This is a genomic window from Pseudomonas sp. 31-12, from assembly GCF_003151075.1.
GTDB lineage: Bacteria > Pseudomonadota > Gammaproteobacteria > Pseudomonadales > Pseudomonadaceae > Aquipseudomonas.
In genome coordinates this window covers 3,309,077-3,326,644 of sequence record NZ_CP029482.1, presented here as the reverse complement: position 1 = coordinate 3,326,644, position 17,568 = coordinate 3,309,077, and the positions used below count along the sequence as shown (strand labels likewise).

14 protein-coding genes are annotated in these 17,568 nt (G+C 57.5%); 10 read left to right on the top strand and 4 right to left on the bottom strand.

Features of this window, described 5'->3' with window-relative positions:
* Window positions 1–48: 48 nt before the first annotated feature.
* From DJ564_RS15650 to DJ564_RS15635, 4 genes are read right to left on the bottom strand one after another with little or no spacing between them, the layout of a single operon-like run.
* On the bottom strand, window positions 49–1,230 hold the full coding sequence (locus DJ564_RS15650; RefSeq protein WP_109631035.1) for a hybrid sensor histidine kinase/response regulator: 1,182 nt from the start codon (window positions 1,228–1,230) through the stop codon (window positions 49–51).
* Window positions 1,224–1,817 carry a chemotaxis protein CheB gene (locus DJ564_RS15645; RefSeq protein ID WP_109631032.1) on the bottom strand — a complete coding sequence of 198 codons (594 nt, stop codon included), beginning with the start codon at window positions 1,815–1,817 and terminating at the stop codon, window positions 1,224–1,226. The genes DJ564_RS15650 and DJ564_RS15645 overlap by 7 nt, the downstream gene beginning before the upstream one ends.
* Window positions 1,814–2,647 (bottom strand): protein-glutamate O-methyltransferase CheR, encoded by an 834-nt coding sequence (locus tag DJ564_RS15640; protein WP_109631028.1) that lies wholly within the window; start codon window positions 2,645–2,647, stop codon window positions 1,814–1,816. Before DJ564_RS15640 ends, DJ564_RS15645 begins: the two co-directional genes overlap by 4 nt.
* A complete protein-coding gene (locus DJ564_RS15635) occupies window positions 2,647–6,138 on the bottom strand; it encodes a response regulator (RefSeq protein ID WP_109631025.1) in 3,492 nt (1,163 codons plus the stop codon). Before DJ564_RS15635 ends, DJ564_RS15640 begins: the two co-directional genes overlap by 1 nt.
* Window positions 6,139–6,398: 260 nt before the next feature.
* On the opposite strand from DJ564_RS15635, the gene DJ564_RS15630 reads away from it, so the two are divergent.
* The 10 genes from DJ564_RS15630 (at window position 6,399) to DJ564_RS15585 (ending at window position 17,404) form a co-directional block, all read left to right on the top strand.
* Window positions 6,399–6,758 carry a response regulator gene (locus tag DJ564_RS15630; protein WP_109631022.1) on the top strand — a complete coding sequence of 120 codons (360 nt, stop codon included), beginning with the start codon at window positions 6,399–6,401 and terminating at the stop codon, window positions 6,756–6,758.
* Window positions 6,759–6,821: 63 nt separating this feature from the next.
* Window positions 6,822–8,117, top strand: coding sequence for a glycosyltransferase (locus DJ564_RS15625; protein ID WP_109631019.1), 1,296 nt, complete (start codon window positions 6,822–6,824; stop codon window positions 8,115–8,117).
* A gap of 151 nt (window positions 8,118–8,268) precedes the next feature.
* The gene (locus DJ564_RS15620) at window positions 8,269–9,126 is read left to right on the top strand and encodes a phospholipase (protein ID WP_109631016.1); all 858 of its coding nucleotides are present in this window, start codon (window positions 8,269–8,271) and stop codon (window positions 9,124–9,126) included.
* A gap of 195 nt (window positions 9,127–9,321) precedes the next feature.
* Window positions 9,322–10,209, top strand: coding sequence for a phospholipase (locus DJ564_RS15615; protein WP_109631013.1), 888 nt, complete (start codon window positions 9,322–9,324; stop codon window positions 10,207–10,209).
* An 80-nt stretch (window positions 10,210–10,289) separates the two neighbouring features.
* On the top strand, window positions 10,290–11,195 hold the full coding sequence (locus DJ564_RS15610) for an AraC family transcriptional regulator (RefSeq protein ID WP_109631010.1): 906 nt from the start codon (window positions 10,290–10,292) through the stop codon (window positions 11,193–11,195).
* 339 nt (window positions 11,196–11,534) lie between these two features.
* Window positions 11,535–12,845: a sugar ABC transporter substrate-binding protein gene (locus DJ564_RS15605; protein ID WP_109631007.1), complete on the top strand. Its 1,311-nt coding sequence runs from the start codon at window positions 11,535–11,537 to the stop codon at window positions 12,843–12,845.
* A 167-nt stretch (window positions 12,846–13,012) separates the two neighbouring features.
* Complete coding sequence (locus tag DJ564_RS15600) at window positions 13,013–13,939, top strand: carbohydrate ABC transporter permease (RefSeq protein ID WP_109631004.1); 927 nt, start codon at window positions 13,013–13,015, stop codon at window positions 13,937–13,939.
* Between the two features lie 10 nt (window positions 13,940–13,949).
* Window positions 13,950–14,780, top strand: a complete 831-nt coding sequence (locus tag DJ564_RS15595) for a carbohydrate ABC transporter permease (protein WP_109631002.1) — start codon at window positions 13,950–13,952, stop codon at window positions 14,778–14,780.
* Window positions 14,781–14,812: 32 nt separating this feature from the next.
* Entirely contained in the window at window positions 14,813–15,916 is a 1,104-nt protein-coding gene (locus DJ564_RS15590) for an ABC transporter ATP-binding protein (protein WP_109630999.1), read from the top strand.
* Between the two features lie 15 nt (window positions 15,917–15,931).
* Entirely contained in the window at window positions 15,932–17,404 is a 1,473-nt protein-coding gene (locus DJ564_RS15585) for a mannitol dehydrogenase family protein (RefSeq protein ID WP_109630996.1), read from the top strand.
* The last annotated feature ends 164 nt before the right edge of the window (window positions 17,405–17,568 follow it).

Below are 17,568 nucleotides of genomic sequence, written 5' to 3'. Positions count from 1 at the left end.
GATACGACCATAGGGTCGATCAGAGGTTGCGTTTATCCGGCTGATTTCCTACAGCGGCAGACAAACGCGAAATAAGGCGCCCTCGTTGATCTTGCTCTCGACGGCGATGGAGCCGCCATGGGCGGCGACGATCTGTTCGGAAATAAACAGCCCCAGTCCCAGCCCCGCGACCACGGTCTTGGCTGACACCCGTTCGAACTGCTGAAAAATACGCCTCTGGTTTTCTTCACTGATACCAATCCCGCGATCCTGCACTTCGACCCGTGCCTGACCCTCGTGACAGTAGACCCTCACATCGATCCGGCTCTTGCCACCATAACGCAAGGCGTTGGTCAGCAGATTTGAAATCACTTGCTCGATGCGAAATTCGTCCCAGTTGCCGACCACTGGCTGTTCGGCGGTAAACGTCACGGAGCACTCTGCGGCGTCAACCTGTGGCGCGAAGTTTTGCAACAGGTTACTGACCAATTGCACGAGGTCGAATTTTGTCGTGCGGATCGACAGCTTGCCGGTGCGGATGCGTGACACATCCAGCATGTCCTCAATCAGACGGATCAGGCTTTTGATCTGCCGCTCGTCACGGTCGACCATGGCGTGCATCTTGTCGAGGGTGAACGCTGACGCGTTGTTCCTGGCCAGATGCATCTTGCGCAACTGGGTTTCCAGGATCAGGCCATTGAGCGGCGTACGGACTTCGTGGGCGACGATCGACATGAAGTCATCGCGCATGCGCACCGCTTGTTCCAGCTCGTTCTGGGTGGTCTGCAATTGCTTGAGCAGCGCTTCCTGTTCGCGGCGAGCCTGCTCCAGTTCTTCGACCTGTTGCTTCATCGCCTTGCTCTGGCGATACAGATCGACGAACACATTGACCTTGCTCTTGACCGCGTGAATATCCAGCGGCTTGTGCAAGAAATCCACGGCACCGCTTTCGTAGCCCTTGAACGCGTAGTTCAGCTCACGGCCGGCGGCACTGACAAATACGATCGGGATGTTCTTGGTTTTCTCTGTGCCGCGCATTAACTCGGCCAGTTCAAAGCCGTTCATGCCCGGCATCTGCACGTCGAGGATGGCCATGGCGAATTCGTGCTGCAACAGCAGCGACAAGGCTTCGTCGGCGGACAAGGCTTTGTAGACCACGCGGTCTTCACGCTTGATCAGCGCCTCAAGCGCCAGCAGGTTCTCCGGCAGATCGTCGACAATCAGCAGTTTGGCTTGGATGTTACTCAGCATGCTATTCGTTCCAGCTCGACAAGCAGACGGCCGATGCCGCGTAAAGGGAGAATGTGGTCCGGTTGATGCAAATCCAGCGCAGCCTGAGGCATGGTCGCGACCAGGGCTTCGTCCGGGTCCTGCACGATGGTCAGGCCACCGCGGTGTTTGACCTGAGCCAACCCGCGCGCACCGTCGCGGTTCGCGCCGGTCAGCAACACGGCTGCCAGGCTTGAACCGTAGGCATCGGCAGCGGACTCGAACAGAAAATCAATGGAAGGACGCGAATAGTGCACGCGCTCTTCCAGGCTCAAGGAAAAGCTGCGGTCCTGTTCCACCGACAAGTGATAACCCGGCGTAGCGAAATACACTGTTCCGGCTTCCACGACGGTTTTGTCGCTGGCTTCCACAACAGGCATCGCCACCCGGCGGGCAAAGACTTCGGCCAGTTGGCTGCGACGCTCATCGGGCAAGTGCAGAACCACAATGATCGGCAGCAGGAAACCTTCACGCAACGGGCTGAGGATGTTGAGCAACGCCTCCACCCCACCGGCCGAAGCGCCGATCACAATAGCTTCTATAGAAGGCAAATCCGCTGCACTGTTCATGATTTACGGTAGATCCGTTCCTGTTTGACCAAGGGCACAAACTGGTTGCCGAAGGCCGAAAAATCCGGCGTTTCCTTACTGCCCAGTACCAGGAATCCACGATGACAAAGGGATTCATGGAACAAACCGAATGCTCGGTCCTGCAGCTTTTTATTAAAGTAGATCAAAACATTACGACACGAAATTAATTGGGTTTCTGAAAAGACGCTGTCGGTTGCCAGACTGTGATCGGCGAAGGTCACGTTCTCACATAACGTCTTGTCGAAAATCGCATAGCCATATGCCGCCGTGTAGTACTCGGCGAACGAACGCTGGCCACCTGCCTGCTGGTAGTTGTGAGTGTAGGCGCGGACGTTCTCCATGGAGAAAATCCCCTGCTTGGCTTTTTCCAGCGAGCGCGGATTGATGTCGGTAGCGTAGATGATGGTGCGGTCGAGCAAACCTTCTTCGCGCAACAGAATTGCCATCGAGTAGACCTCTTCGCCTGTGCTGCAGCCAGCAATCCAGATCTTGATCGACGGATAGGTCTTGAGCAGCGGTACCACTTCGTTGCGGATAGCCAGGAAGTGCGAAGGATCGCGAAACATCTCGCTGACCGGAATCGTCAGCAATTGGAGCAACTGCATGAACGCGGTGGGATCGTGCAGCACCTTTTCTTGCAGTGCCGAAATGGTATTGCACTCAAATTGCACCAACGCGTGATTGACCCGGCGCTTGATCGAAGCGCCGGAGTAATCGCGAAAATCGTAGCTGTACTTGAGGTAGATCGCCTCGATCAACAACCGCAATTCGATTTCGCTGCTTCGCTCCACTGAATCAATACGTTCCACTAAATGCGTTCCATCTTCGGCAACCACACGCGAATCAGCGAGAACAGGCGATCCAGGTCGATGGGCTTGGCCAGGTAATCGTTGGAGCCGGCCTGCAGGCAGCGCTCCTGATCATCCTTCATGGCCTTGGCCGTCACCGCGATGATCGGCAGCTTGCGCCAGCGCGGGTCCTTGCGGATCTCGATGGTGGCTTCGAAGCCATCCATCTCCGGCATCATCACGTCCATCAACACCAGATCGATGTCCTCGACTTCATTCAGTCTTTCAATCGCTTCACGACCGTTCCGGCCGATGACCACGACCGCACCCTTTTGCTCCAGCGCGCTGGTCAGGGCGAAGATGTTACGCACATCGTCGTCCACCAGCAGCACCTTGCGGCCCTCGAAGACCTTGTCGCGGCTGCGCGCGGTCTTGAGCATCCTTTGGCGATCATGGGACAACCTGGATTCGACTTTGTGCAGAAAGAGTGTGACCTCATCCAGCAAACGCTCGGGTGAGCGCGCGCCCTTGATGATGATCGAGCGCGAATACTTGCGCAGTTCGGCCTCTTCGTCCCGGGTCAGGTTGCGTCCGGTATAGACAATGACCGGCGGGAACGAGCAGATATCTTCGGTGGACATACGCTTGAGCAGTTCGTTGCCGAGCATGTCCGGCAGCTTAAGATCGATGACCATGCAATCGAAGATGGTCGTACGCAGCAGATCGAGGGCTTCCTGGGCCAGGCCGACGGCGGTGATCTCGATGTCGTCGTCGCCGATCAGACGCGCAATGCTGTCGCGCTGCAAATCGTCGTCTTCCACCAACAGCACCCGCTTGACCTTCTGGGTCAGCTTGGCTTCGAGGCGGGCGAACACGTCCTTGAGCTCTTCGCGTGTGGTCGGCTTGACCGCATAACCGATGGCGCCCATGTGCATGGCGGCCTCGACCCGATCTTCCACCGAAATCACGTGCACCGGGATATGGCGGGTTTCGGCATGCTCTTTCAGGCGCTGCAGCACGGTCAGCCCGGAATGATCCGGCAGGCGCATGTCCAGCAGAATGGCGTCGGGAATGAACTCCTTGGCCAGGTCGTAGCCTTCATCGGCGCCGTGGGCAACCAGGCAGTGATAACCCAGTTCGTGGGCCAGATCGTAGAGGATGTGGGCAAAATTCGGCTCGTCTTCCACCACCAGGATGCAACGGGTGGTGAACGGCGCCTTGCTGCGGTCATCGTCGAAACGCGGGATGTCGACTTCGGCAATCAGCGGCACCAGCGCAGGCGTTGCTGCTCTCGGTGCCATGGCGACTGGCGTGGCCTGCATCGGTGCGACCGGCACTTCGTTCGGCTCAACGTATTGCTGAGGCAGTACCAAAGTGAAGACACTGCCCTGCCCCGGTTCGCTGGTGACGCTGATCGAACCGCCCAGCAACGCGGCCAGGTCCCGGGAAATCGACAGCCCCAGGCCCGTGCCGCCATACCGGCGATTGGTAGTGCCGTCGGCTTGGCGGAAGGCTTCGAAAATACTTTCCTGCTGGTCGGAGGCGATACCGATCCCGGAGTCGCGGACGATAAAGGCGATGCCGTCGTTTGGCTGGGACGCCACCGTCAGGCTGACGGTGCCTTTTTCGGTAAATTTCACTGCGTTCGACAACAGGTTCTTGATGACTTGTTCCAGACGCTGACGGTCGGTGAACAGCATCATCGGCGAACCGGGTTGCAAGTCGACTTCGAACTTCAACTTCTTGTCTGTGGCCATCGGCTCGAACATCCCGCGCAGACCTTCCACCAGTCGCGCAACGCTGGTGTTCTCCGGGCGCATTTCCAGCTTGCCGGCCTCGACCTTGGAAATATCGAGAATGTCGTTGATCAGGTTGAGCAAGTCATTACCGGCGGAATAGATCGACTCGGCGAACTTCACCTGCTCGGTGCTGAGGTTTTCCTGAGGGTTTTCTGCCAGCAACTTGGCCAGGATCAACGAACTGTTCAACGGCGTGCGCAGTTCGTGGGACATGTTGGCGAGGAATTCGGACTTGTACTTGCTTGAGCGCTGCAACTCTTCGGCGCGCTCTTCAAGCTGGGTCTGGGCTTGATTGAGTTCGGTGTTTTTCAGGTCCATCGCATCACGCTGATCGGCCAGGATCTGCGCCTGATCGGCGAGTTGCTCGTTGGTCTGTTCCAGTTCGACTTGCTGGGTTTCCAGGTGAGCCTGGGATTCCTTGAGGATCCTCGACTGCTCTTCGAGTTCTTCGTTGGCGGTCTTGAGTTCTTCCTGCTGGACTTGCAGCTCTTCGTTGAGTTGCTGGGTTTCGGCCAGTACTTCCTGCAAACGTTGACGATAGCGAGCCGCCTCGATCGATGTGCCGATGTTGCCGGCAATCAGCTCAAGCAACTCGACGTCGCGTTCGTCCAAGGGGCGCAGGAAGCCCAGTTCGATCACGCCGTTGACCCGACCATCGTCGCTGGTCGGCACCACGAGTACGCTATGCGGCAGGCCTTCGCCGAGACCGGAACAGACTTTGAAGTAGTCGCCGGGCACGTTATCCAGACGGATCAAGCGAGCCAGTCGCGCCACCTGGCCGACAATCCCCTCATCGCTGTAGATTTGCTGTTCACGCTCTTCCTGCTCGCGAGAAAAACCGTAAGACGCCACTCGCGTCAGGCCGCCATGTTCTTCACGCACATACATAGCCGCGACGGCGGAGCCCAGATATTGGGCGCAGAACTGCAGGATATTGCGCCCCAACACATTAAGAGACAGTTGACCCAATACCTGCTCGGCCAGTTCAGTCTGGCCATTGCGCAGCCACGCTTGCTGTTCCAGGCGCCAGGCGCTGGCCTGTTGCGCTGCGAGGTTGGCGCTGTAGCTTTGGGAAAGATTGAGCAAGTCACGGCGACCGATGTAGGCCAGCAACCCGCTGATACCAAGAATGAACAACAGGTAAAGGGAAATGCTCCAGATTGTGGTACGACGCACTTCTTCGTTGCGCGTGGTACGCAACTGCTGCTCCATGTCGATCACGTCTTCGAATTGCTTGCGGATCTCGTCAGTCAGCCGTTTGCCATGGCCCGCTTTGATCGCGCTACGGTAATCGCCGCTAGAACGCTGCAACTCGATCATCGTCTGCGCGTAGGTGGCCCAGTCTTTTTGCAAGGCCTGGAGCCGGTGCAGACGATCGGTTTGTACCGGGTTGTCGGCAGTGAGTTCGAGCAAGGTGTTGAGCGCTACCGCGATTCTCGGCTTGGCCGTTTCGTAAGGGTCGAGGAAATGTTCGTCGCCACTGAGCAGGAAGCCGCGCATCCCCGTTTCCAGATCAACGGTCAGCTTCACCGCTTCATTGGCGTTATTGATCACCCGGTCGGTGTGTTCGACCCACTGGATCACCGACAGCAGGTAAGTGATCAGCGAGACAAAGAACACCGCGCTGAGCACACCGACACCCAGCGGCAGGCTGATGTTGCGGCTCAGGAGTTTACGGAATCGTTGCTCATCAACCGAAGACGCAGGGGTCATGGGAAGGCCTTGTCGAACTGTTGAAAAGCAGGGAGTTTGCCCCAGAAGTGGCACCTTGATCCAACACTCTGATGTCTTTGCGTGCGAATTGCCGCATTTTGCTGCTCCGGAGCAAAGGGAGCGGTTATCCTTGCCGGTTCTTGTGCAGCTATTCTTTTTTGCACCGCGTTGGGAACTTGTCGGGATCCGCCACTTACTCATGCAAGAGACCGGCGATTTCGATCGTCCGGCGCCCCTGAACCTAACTTGAGAGCCCTCTTATGTCCTCCGTCCCGTCCATCATCCTGGTAGTAGAAGACGATGCCATCGTGCGCATGCTGATCGTCGATGTATTGGAGGAACTGGAGTTCAAGGTCCTTGAGGCCGATGGCAGCGAAAAGGCCCTGGAGTTTCTCAATGATGAAGACCAGTACATCGACTTGATGATGACCGATGTGGGTTTGCCGGTGATGGATGGCCGCGAACTGGCAACTCAAGCGCGGATGCTGCGCCCTGAACTGCCGATCCTGTTTGCCAGCGGTTATGCCGAGAGCATTGATGTGCCGGCAGGTATGCACGTGATCGGCAAGCCGTTCTCGATTGATCAACTGCGGGACAAGGTCAAGGGCATGCTTGCCTGAATTTCGTCGTTTCGCCCTGCCGTTTCTCCTCTGCCCTCTACCCGCACCAAGGAATACCCGTTAATGAGTCAGCCCCGCGCAACCAAAGTATTGGTTATTGGTTACGTCTGGCCCGAGCCCCGTTCTTCGGCGGCCAGTGGGCATGTCATGCAGATCCTCGAAACGTTCTTGCAGCAGGGTTGGGACATTACGTTCAGCAGCCCGGCCGGGACCGGCGAGCATCGAGCTGATCTGACAGCACTGGGCATTCGTGAAGTGCCTGTCGAGTTGAACAACAGCAGCTTCGACGCGTTCATCAGCGAACTGGCGCCGGATATCGTGTTGTTCGACCAGTTTTTGATGGAAGAGCAATTTGGCTGGCGTGTAGAGAAACACTGTCCTGACGCGTTGCGTGTGCTTGAAACATCGGATTTGCAAAGCCTGCGCCATGCCCGGCATCAACGGCTCAAGGAACGCTTGAAGGCCAGTGACGACAACTATGATTTCAGCGAGTTGTTTGTACCAGCGTTGCGCGAAGAGTTCGAGTTGATGGCAGACACTGATCTAGCCAAACGAGAAATTGCCGCGCTGTATCGTTGCGACTTGAACCTGATGATCTCCGAAGTGGAAATCGAGTTGCTGGTCGAGCAATTCAGAATGCCACGCAACTTGCTGCATTGGTGTCCGTTGATGGTCGACGTACCGGACTCGACGCCGCTACCGTTCGAACAACGGGCGCATTTCCTGAGCATCGGCAACTTCCGGCATGCGCCGAACTGGGACGCCGTCCTCTGGATGAAAACCGCCATCTGGCCACTGATCCGTGAGCAACTGCCCTCGGCCCAGTTGCATATCTACGGCGCTTACACACCGCCCAAAGCGACCGCGCTGCATAACCCGGCCCAAGGGTTTCATATCATGAACTGGGCAGAAGACGCCTTGCAGGTGATGTCGGTGGCACGTGTGTGCCTGGCGCCGTTGCGCTTCGGCGCCGGGATCAAGGGCAAGATTGTCGACGCCATGTTGTGTGGCACGCCATCGGTGACGACGCCCATCGGCGCCGAGGCCATGCAGGGTGATCATCGCTGGCCTGGAGCCGTGACCCGCACGGCGCAGGAATTCGCCGATTGCGCCGTGCAGCTTTACAAGGAAGAAGCGCTTTGGAGGGAGGCCCAATCCCGGGGGCAAGTATTATTGGCTGATCGATATCGACAGTCGCAACATGGCCCCGCCCTGATTGAAAAATTATTGCATTGCCAACAACACCTGTCGCAACTAAGAAGCCAGAACTTTACGGGCAGCATGTTGCGTCATCACCACCACAAAAGTACGCAATACATGGGGCAATGGATTGAAGCTAAAAACAGGAATCCGATTTAGCGGCGGCACACAGGCGATACATACTTTGCATCGTCACGATTATTGACCAAGCCTGTTACCCGCTCTATAAATAACACGCCGAACCCAAGTTTGATCAACAGGCTTGGCACAACTTATTTTAATGAAACACATCAATGCAAGGATGCATTAAATGGACACTATTGTTCAGAATAACTACGCCACGGACAACTGGATGGCCGCTACACCGGCCATCGATACGTTGTCGCTCTTCGAGATGACACTGCCGGGCACCCATAATGCCGGTAGCGACTGGAAAGCGTCCTGGCCGCTTATCCCCGGTGCCCATTGGCTGGCCTGTCAGCACGACTCGTTTTACTCCCAGCTTCGCAATGGTTCCCGCGCGCTGGACATCCGATTGACATACGACGCCGACGCCCCAGGGCTTGGGAAATTCTGCCTCCATCACAATGGTTACCGCAATGGTCGCACCTTGGGACACCTTGTGACCGATGTCCGGAACTTTCTGACGCAGAACCCCGATGAATTTATCATTCTCGATTTTCATGAGTTAAGTGGGGACTCGTTTGATTTTACTTACTTCAACAAAATGATTGTCCACATGTTGGGATGGCGATTGATCCCTGCAAAGAATCGGACTTTCAACCTCCGTCAACTGAGACAAATCAGTTCCGAGCAACGCATTTTGGTGGCGGCCCCCAGGAATAAGGCACTGGATCAAAACGTATTCATTGAACAGGTCGAGCACAAATGGTCTGGCAACGGCATTACGAGCGCCACCGAATTGGAACAGTACATTATAAAAGTTATGAAATATCCGCCAGGCACATGGGCACCGTGGTCTCTGTCCGCGACGAGTTACAGCGCGCTCGGTGGCCCGGTTGATATTCACGATGAACTTGGCGTGTGGTTTGACCCGAATAAAAGCGACTGGGCGACCCGGTGCAACATTATCAACGTCGATTTTATTGAAGAGAGCAAGATTGTTTCGTACTGCCGAGCGGTGAATTTAAGTAAAGCCGCCAAATGAGCCCATTAGCTGCAGCGCCATTAATTGGCAATTTTTAAGCAAGTATTTCCGCGACTGGCAATGCTGTCGCACCGTTCTATGCTGGGTCATGAAAGCCTTTATACGCAGGCGATCAATACGGATGTGGCACGTCGCCACATCCTCACCTGAACGGTTTCGCTCACGGATGGAGCGAATCAACGACAAGGAACTGTCATGACCCGCAATACAGCAATCACATTAGATAAACGCCGGTGGATGAGTAACGTACTCGACATCGGCCGGTTGAAGCTGACCGATCTTGTCTGGCCCGGCACGCACAATGCCGGTATGGACAAAAAGGCACCCAACTACGAGGTGGTGCTCGGTAACTGGACGACCTGCCAGAACGATTCATTTGCCTGGCAATTGGCTAATGGCGCACGAGCGTTCGATATTCGGCTCGGCTATACCGCCGGCCCACAAGACCCGGTGTTCTATTTCCATCACAACGGCTACCAATCCCACCGCATTCTTGATGAGTTGATCGACGCGGTGACGGCTTTCCTCGATGAAAATCCCGACGAGTTCATCCTCTTCGATTTCCATCAGCTGGGTGATGCGTCAAAACCTTTCGACCACTCGCAACTCTATGATTTGCTGATGCGCCGCCTGCGTTTGCGCCTGATCTCTGCTTGGGGTGCATTCAGGACCATCGAGCAGCTCAAGAGCGACAGTTCACAGCGCCGTATTGTCCTAGCCGCACCGCCGAATCTCGCGGTGTACAGCGATAATTTCTGGCCATCAATCACGCATAAGTGGAATGGCAAGGTATTCACTGACGCCAGCGACCTGCATTCCCATATCCGCACCACGCTCATAGACGCGCCCTATACGACATTTCTGTGGTCGTTGCCGGCGACATGCTATTCGCTGCTGGGCGGGCCCCAGCACATCAAGACCCAGATCAACGACTGGTTTCACACCACCCGCGACTGGGTCACCCGCTGCAGCGTCATCAGCACGGATTTCTTCGAGGAGTCGGAAATAGTCCGCTACTGCTGGAGCGCCAACAGCATGAAAGCTGTTTACGGCGAAGCCTTGCATGATCGGGAACCCGCCTGACACCGGGTCGCTGTACGCTGGCATTCCTTACCCGGAAAGAGGCATGATCAGGGTGCAATGACAATAAGAAGCGCCCTGACATGACCCGAACCGCCAGAGTCACCGACCCCTCCTACGAACTGATGGACGACCACAACGGGTTGTCGATCATCTATCGCCAGCATGGATTCCCCTGCCCGCTGGTGCGCTGGCATTTTCATAAGGAATACGAACTGCACCTGATCGTCGCCAGTTCCGGAAAGGTGTTCATCGGTGATTACATTGGCAACTTTTACCCGCAAAGCCTGTTCCTGACCGGGCCTAATCTGCCTCACAACTGGATCAGTCAGGTGGCCGAGGATGAGGTCGTGCCCAAACGCGACATGCTGGTCAACTTTACGGATGAGTTGTTCGAAAGCGGTCATCAGGTGTTCGCTGAACTCAAATCCCTGGCCCCTTTGCTGGAGCGTGCGCAATACGGCATCGAATTTCGATGCAAGCACACCATCCGCCAGGCGACGACGTTGATGCAACGCATCGCCGACACTCAAGGCGTGACCCGGCTTGGGCACTTTTTCATTCTGCTGGAGCTGCTCGCGGCGTCGGACGACTTTCAATTACTGTCGGGCGCCACGACGCCGCAACTGGCGGATGAACACAACATCGACCGCACCAACCGGGCGGTGGATTACATTTTTGCGCATTACGCCCGCGACTTGCCGCTGGAAGAAGTCGCCGAGCACTTGGGCATGAAGCCGACTTACTTCAGTCGGGTGTTCAAACAGGCTACCGGCCGCTGCTTCATCGAGTTCGTCAATCGCCTGCGCATCAGCAAATCCTGCGAGTTGCTGGCCGATGGCGACAAGCCGGTGACCGATGTGTGTTTCGAATCCGGCTTTAACAATATTTCCAATTTCAATCGGCGTTTTCAGCAGCTCAAGGGCATGACGCCTTCGCATTACCGGCGGTTGGCGGTACAGCGGTTGACTGAACAGAATCTAGGTTAAAAACACAATTCTTGTGGGAGCGGGCTTGCCCGCGATGGCCTCGGCACATTCATAATTGATGTGGCTGACATTGCTGTCGCGAGCAAGCCCGCTCCCACAAGTGCTGTATTTACGGCCTGAAACCTGTACATATCCGATGTCACACTATCAAGAAGAGGCGCTTTCCTGTGCCTTCTGCTGAAAACTCCAGTGCAAAATAGTATCGATTCAAGTGCGATGGATGATTTGTCTCATCCTCAATTGAAGGCTGTAATCAGTGCACATTCTTCCTGCCGTCGGAAGACACAAAAACAATAACTGTCCTTCTGTCCCCCATCGGGTGCAGAAAAGGAGTGCACGATGCAACCTTCTGTAAAAGCTCTGCTTGCCCTCACCTGCATGACCCTCAGCAGCGTCAGCCTCGGCGCTCAGACCCTGACCATCGCCACCGTCAACAACAGCGACATGATCCGTATGCAAAAGCTCTCGAAAACCTTCGAGGCCGAGCACCCGGACATCAAGCTCAATTGGGTGGTGCTGGAAGAAAACGTCCTGCGTCAACGCCTGACCACTGACATCGCGACCCAAGGCGGGCAATTCGATGTGCTGACCATCGGCATGTACGAAGCCGCACTGTGGGGCGCCAAGGGCTGGCTGGAGCCGATGAAGGATTTGCCTGCGACTTACGCTCTCGACGACGTATTCCCTTCGGTGCGTGAAGGCCTTTCGGTGAAGGGCTCGCTCTACGCCCTGCCGTTTTACGCAGAAAGCTCCATTACCTATTACCGCACCGACCTGTTCAAGGACGCCGGGTTGACCATGCCCGAGCACCCGACCTGGACCCAGATCGGTGAATTCGCCAGCAAACTCACCAATAAGGACAAAGAACAGTACGGCATCTGCCTGCGGGGCAAGGCCGGCTGGGGCGAGAACATGGCGCTGATCACCACCGTCGCCAATGCTTACGGTGCGCGCTGGTTCGATGAGCAATGGAAGCCGGAATTCACCGGTCCCGAGTGGAAAAACGCGCTGAACTTCTACGTCGACACGATGAAGAAGTCCGGCCCGCCGGGCGCGTCCAGCAACGGCTTCAACGAGAACCTGGCGCTGTTCAATAGCGGCAAGTGCGCGATCTGGGTCGACGCCAGCGTCGCCGGCTCCTTCGTCACCGACAAGACCCAAAGCAAGGTCAGCGAGCACGTCGGCTTCACCTACGCGCCGCACGAGACAACCGATAAAGGTTCGGCCTGGTTGTACTCCTGGGCGCTGGCGATCCCTACCAGTTCCAAGGCCAAGGACGCGGCGAAAACCTTCAGTGCCTGGGCGACCTCCAAGGAATACGGCGCGCTGGTTGCTGAAAAAGATGGCATCGCCAACGTGCCGCCCGGCACTCGGGCCTCGACCTACAGCGAGGCTTACATGAGTGCAGCGCCGTTTGCCAAGGTCACGCTGGAATCGCTGAAAGCGGCGGACCCGAGCAAGGCGACCCTCAAGCCGGTGCCTTACATTGGCATTCAGTTGGTGACCATTCCTGAATTCCAGGCGGTGGGCACCCAGGTCGGCAAGCTGTTTTCGGCGGCGCTGATCGGCCAGACCACGGTCGACCAGGCGCTTGCGGCCGCCCAGCAAACCACTGAACGCGAGATGAAGCGCGCCGGTTATCCCAAATAACCCCTAGCCATCCAAATTGTGGCGAGGGAGCTTGCTCCCGCTGGGGTGCGAAGCGCCCCCAAAAGCTCTGCGACTGCTGCGCAGTCGAGCGGGAGCGAGCTCCCTCGCCACAAAAGCCCGCTCCCACATTTTGATCTTCGTCTGTCTGTCCTAATCGGTTAAATGCCATGAATATTTCAACTGCCAAAGCTCACATGGACATCCCCCAACCGGTGCGTAAAAGCCGGTTGGCCAATCCCGGCTGGTTTCTGGTCAGCCCCTCGGTGGCGTTGTTGCTGCTGTGGATGATCGTGCCGCTGGGCATGACCGTTTACTTTTCGATGATCCGCTACAACCTGCTCTACCCCGGTGAAAACGAGTTCGTCGGGCTGGAGAACTTCACCTATTTCCTGACCGACTCGGGGTTCATGCCGGGCGCCACCAACACCCTGTTGCTGGTCGGCAGCGTGTTGCTGATCAGCGTGGTCCTGGGTGTGCTGATCAGTGCACTGCTGGAAGCCAGTGAATTCCTCGGCCGCGGTATCGTGCGGGTGATGCTGATCTCGCCGTTTTTCATCATGCCCACGGTCGGGGCGCTGATCTGGAAGAACCTGATTTTCCACCCGGTGTCGGGGATTCTGGCCTACGTCTGGAAACTGTTCGGCGCGCAGCCGGTGGACTGGCTGGCGCATTACCCGCTGCTGTCGATCATCATCATCGTGTCCTGGCAATGGCTGCCGTTCGCGATCCTGATCCTGATGACCGCCATGCAGTCTCTCGACCAGGAACAGAAGGAAGCCGCACGCCTCGACGGCGCCGGGCCGATCGCGATTTTCTGGCACCTGACCCTGCCGCACCTGGCCCGGCCGATTGCGGTGGTGGTGATGATCGAAACCATCTTCCTGCTCTCGGTGTTCGCCGAAATCTTCACCACCACCAACGGCGGCCCCGGCTATGCCTCGACCAACCTCGCGTACCTGATCTACAACCAGGCGCTGGTGCAGTTCGACGTCGGCATGGCGTCCGCCGGCGGCTTGATCGCGGTGGTGATCGCCAACATCGCGGCCATCGTGCTGGTGCGCATGATCGGCAAAAACCTGACCGACAAGACCTGAGGCCTGCGCCATGACCCTTCAACAATCCCGCCGCCTGCAAAGCCTGCTGCTCGGCACCCTGGCCTGGGCCATCGCGATCCTGATCTTCTTCCCGATCTTCTGGATGGTGCTGACCAGTTTCAAGACCGAAATCGACGCCTTCGCCACGCCGCCGCAGTTCATCTTCACGCCGACTTTGGAGAACTACCTGCACATCAACGAGCGCAGCGATTACTTCAGCTTCGCCTGGAACTCGGTGGTGATTTCCTTCAACGCCACGGCCCTGAGCCTGCTGATCGCGGTGCCGGCGGCGTACTCGATGGCTTTCTACGAAACCCAGCGCACCAAAGGCACGCTGCTGTGGATGCTCTCGACCAAGATGCTGCCGCCGGTGGGCGTATTGATGCCGATCTACCTGCTGGCCAAGAGTTTCGGTCTGTTGGACACACGGATTGCGCTGATCGTGATCTACACGCTGATCAACCTGCCGATCGTGGTCTGGATGATTTACACCTACTTCAAGGACATCCCCAAAGACATCCTCGAAGCCGCACGCCTGGACGGCGCGACCCTGTGGCAGGAAATGGTCCGGGTGCTGCTGCCGATCGCCAAGGGCGGACTGGCGTCCACGGTGCTGCTGTCACTGATCCTGTGCTGGAACGAGGCGTTCTGGTCGCTGAACCTGACCTCGTCGAAAGCCGCGCCGCTGACCGCGCTGATCGCCTCGTATTCCAGCCCCGAAGGGTTGTTCTGGGCCAAGTTGTCGGCGGTCTCGACGCTGGCCTGCGCACCGATCCTGATCTTCGGCTGGATCAGCCAGAAACAACTGGTCCGCGGCCTGTCGTTTGGCGCCGTGAAATAGCCCTCAAAGAATAAGCACAAAGGAGCGCCACCATGGCCAACCTGAAAATCAAGAATCTGCAAAAAGGCTTCGAAGGCTTTTCCATCATCAAGGGCATCGACCTGGAAGTGAACGACAAGGAATTCGTGGTCTTCGTCGGCCCGTCGGGCTGCGGTAAATCCACCTTGCTGCGCCTGATCGCCGGGCTGGAAGAAGTCAGCGGCGGCACCATCGAACTCGATGGCCGCGACATCACCGAAGTCAGCCCGGCCAAGCGCGACCTGGCGATGGTGTTCCAGACCTACGCCTTGTACCCGCACATGAGCGTGCGCAAAAACATGTCCTTTGCCCTCGACCTGGCCGGCGTGCCGAAAGCCGAAGTGGAAAAGAAAGTCGGCGAAGCGGCGCGCATCCTTGAGCTGGGGCCGATGCTGGAGCGCAAGCCGAAGCAACTCTCCGGCGGCCAGCGTCAACGGGTCGCCATCGGCCGCGCCATCGTGCGCAACCCGAAAATCTTCCTGTTCGACGAACCGCTGTCGAACCTCGACGCCGCTCTGCGGGTGCAGATGCGTCTGGAACTGTTGCGTCTGCACAAAGACCTGAAGGCCACGATGATCTACGTGACCCACGACCAGGTCGAAGCGATGACCATGGCTGACAAAGTAGTCGTCCTCAATGGCGGAAAAATCGAGCAAGTCGGCTCGCCGCTGGATCTGTATCACCAGCCAGCCAATCTGTTCGTGGCCGGGTTTTTGGGCACGCCGAAAATGGGTTTCCTCAAGGGTAAAGTTACCCGCGTCGAAAGCCAAAGCTGTGAAGTCCTGCTGGACGCCGGTACCCGCATCACACTGCCGCTGACTGGCGCCAATCTGAACGTCGGCGGCGCCGTTACCCTGGGCATTCGTCCGGAGCACCTCAACCTCGCGCAAACCGGCGATTGCACCTTGCAAGTCACTGCCGACGTCAGCGAACGCCTGGGCAGCGACACCTTCTGCCACGTCGTGACCGCTTCCGGCGAAGCGCTGACCATGCGCGTTCGCGGCGACCTGGCCAGCCGCTACGGCGAAGCCTTGAGCCTGCACCTGGACGCCGAACACTGCCATTTATTCGATGCCGACGGCGTGGCGCTGACCCGCCCGTTGCGCGCAGCGGCCTGATTTAGAGAGCCTGTGATGAAACTCAACAAACACAACCTGAACCGCCTCGCCCCCGAGGTGGTCCTGCCCGCCTACACCCTGAGCGATACGCGCCAGGGCATCGCCCACATCGGCGTCGGCGGCTTTCACCGTGCCCATCAGGCGTATTACACCGACGCGCTGATGAATACCGGCGAAGGCCTGGACTGGGCAATTTGCGGGGTCGGCCTGCGCGCCGAAGACCGCCGCGCCCGGGACGATCTGAAGGAGCAGGATTACCTCTTCACTCTGTTCGAACTGGGCGATACCGATGACACAGAGGTCCGGGTCATCGGCGCGATTCGCGACATGCTGTTGGCCGAAGACGGTGCGCAGGTGTTGATCGACAAACTCGCCAGCCCAGAGATCCGCATCGTCTCGCTGACCATCACCGAAGGCGGTTATTGCATCGACGACAGCAACGGCGAGTTCATGGCGCACCTGCCGCAAATCCAGCACGACCTGGCGAACCCGAACGCACCGAAAACCGTGTTCGGCTTTCTTTGTGCCGCGCTGGCCAAACGCCGCGCTGCCGGCACGCCGGCGTTCACTTTGATGTCTTGCGATAACCTGCCGCACAACGGCGCGGTCACCCGCAAAGCTTTATTGGCGTTCGCCGCTTTACGCGACGCCGATCTGCGCGACTGGATCGAGAGCAACGTCAGCTTCCCCAACGCCATGGTCGATCGCATTACCCCGATGACCAGCACCGAACATCGCCTGCAACTGGCCGACAAACATGCGCTGGACGATGCCTGGCCGGTGGTCTGCGAACCGTTTGTGCAGTGGGTGCTGGAAGACAAATTCGTCAACGGGCGTCCGGCCTGGGAAAAGGTCGGCGTGCAATTCACCGACGACGTCACGCCCTATGAAGAGATGAAAATCAAACTGCTCAACGGCAGTCATCTGGCCCTGACGTACCTGGGGTTTTTGAAGGGTTATCGCTTCGTTCACGAGACCATGAATGACCCGCTGTTCGTGCGCTACATGCGTGCCTACATGGACCTGGATGTCACACCGCAACTGTCGCCCGTACCGGGGATTGATCTGACGGACTACAAGAACACGCTGGTGGCGCGTTTCTCCAATCAGGCGATTGCCGATCAGCTGGAGCGGGTGTGTTCGGACGGGTCGTCGAAGTTTCCCAAGTTCACCGTGCCGACGATCAATCGCCTGATTGCCGATGGCCAGGAGACCAAGCGCGCCGCGTTGGTGGTGGCAGCCTGGGCGTTGTATTTGAAGGGGGTGGATGAGAATGGCGATACCTACTCGATACCCGATCCACGGGCGACGTTCTGCCAGGCGTTGGTGGCGGATGATGCGTTGATCACGCAGCGGTTGCTGGAGGTTGAGGAGATTTTCGGTACGGCGATTCCGAATTCACCCGAGTTTGTGGCGGCGTTTGAATGGTGCTGCAACAGCTTGCGGGAGGTGGGTGTGACGCGGACGTTGGAGCGGGTGTTGGCGTAAGTGCGGCGGTGAAACCACTGCCGTCTTCGCGAGCAAGCCCGCTCCCACAGTGGTCTGTGGTGGAACACAGATTTGTGAACGACGTTGATCCCTGTGGGAGCGGGCTTGCCCGCGATGACGGACTGACAGGCAGCCCATATGTTGAACCTGACGATCCAAGGACC

What these genes read in the sequence shown, in the direction of transcription:
- DJ564_RS15615 (WP_109631013.1), top strand. Translation starts at nt 9,322, where the DNA reads ATGACCCGCAATACAGCAATCACATTAGATAAACGCCGGTGGATGAGT.
- DJ564_RS15650 (WP_109631035.1), bottom strand. Translation starts at nt 1,230, where the DNA reads ATGCTGAGTAACATCCAAGCCAAACTGCTGATTGTCGACGATCTGCCG.
- DJ564_RS15645 (WP_109631032.1), bottom strand. Translation starts at nt 1,817, where the DNA reads ATGAACAGTGCAGCGGATTTGCCTTCTATAGAAGCTATTGTGATCGGC.
- DJ564_RS15625 (WP_109631019.1), top strand. Translation starts at nt 6,822, where the DNA reads ATGAGTCAGCCCCGCGCAACCAAAGTATTGGTTATTGGTTACGTCTGG.
- DJ564_RS15590 (WP_109630999.1), top strand. Translation starts at nt 14,813, where the DNA reads ATGGCCAACCTGAAAATCAAGAATCTGCAAAAAGGCTTCGAAGGCTTT.
- DJ564_RS15620 (WP_109631016.1), top strand. Translation starts at nt 8,269, where the DNA reads ATGGACACTATTGTTCAGAATAACTACGCCACGGACAACTGGATGGCC.
- DJ564_RS15635 (WP_109631025.1), bottom strand. Translation starts at nt 6,138, where the DNA reads ATGACCCCTGCGTCTTCGGTTGATGAGCAACGATTCCGTAAACTCCTG.
- DJ564_RS15585 (WP_109630996.1), top strand. Translation starts at nt 15,932, where the DNA reads ATGAAACTCAACAAACACAACCTGAACCGCCTCGCCCCCGAGGTGGTC.
- DJ564_RS15600 (WP_109631004.1), top strand. Translation starts at nt 13,013, where the DNA reads ATGAATATTTCAACTGCCAAAGCTCACATGGACATCCCCCAACCGGTG.
- DJ564_RS15605 (WP_109631007.1), top strand. Translation starts at nt 11,535, where the DNA reads ATGCAACCTTCTGTAAAAGCTCTGCTTGCCCTCACCTGCATGACCCTC.
- DJ564_RS15595 (WP_109631002.1), top strand. Translation starts at nt 13,950, where the DNA reads ATGACCCTTCAACAATCCCGCCGCCTGCAAAGCCTGCTGCTCGGCACC.
- DJ564_RS15610 (WP_109631010.1), top strand. Translation starts at nt 10,290, where the DNA reads ATGACCCGAACCGCCAGAGTCACCGACCCCTCCTACGAACTGATGGAC.
- DJ564_RS15630 (WP_109631022.1), top strand. Translation starts at nt 6,399, where the DNA reads ATGTCCTCCGTCCCGTCCATCATCCTGGTAGTAGAAGACGATGCCATC.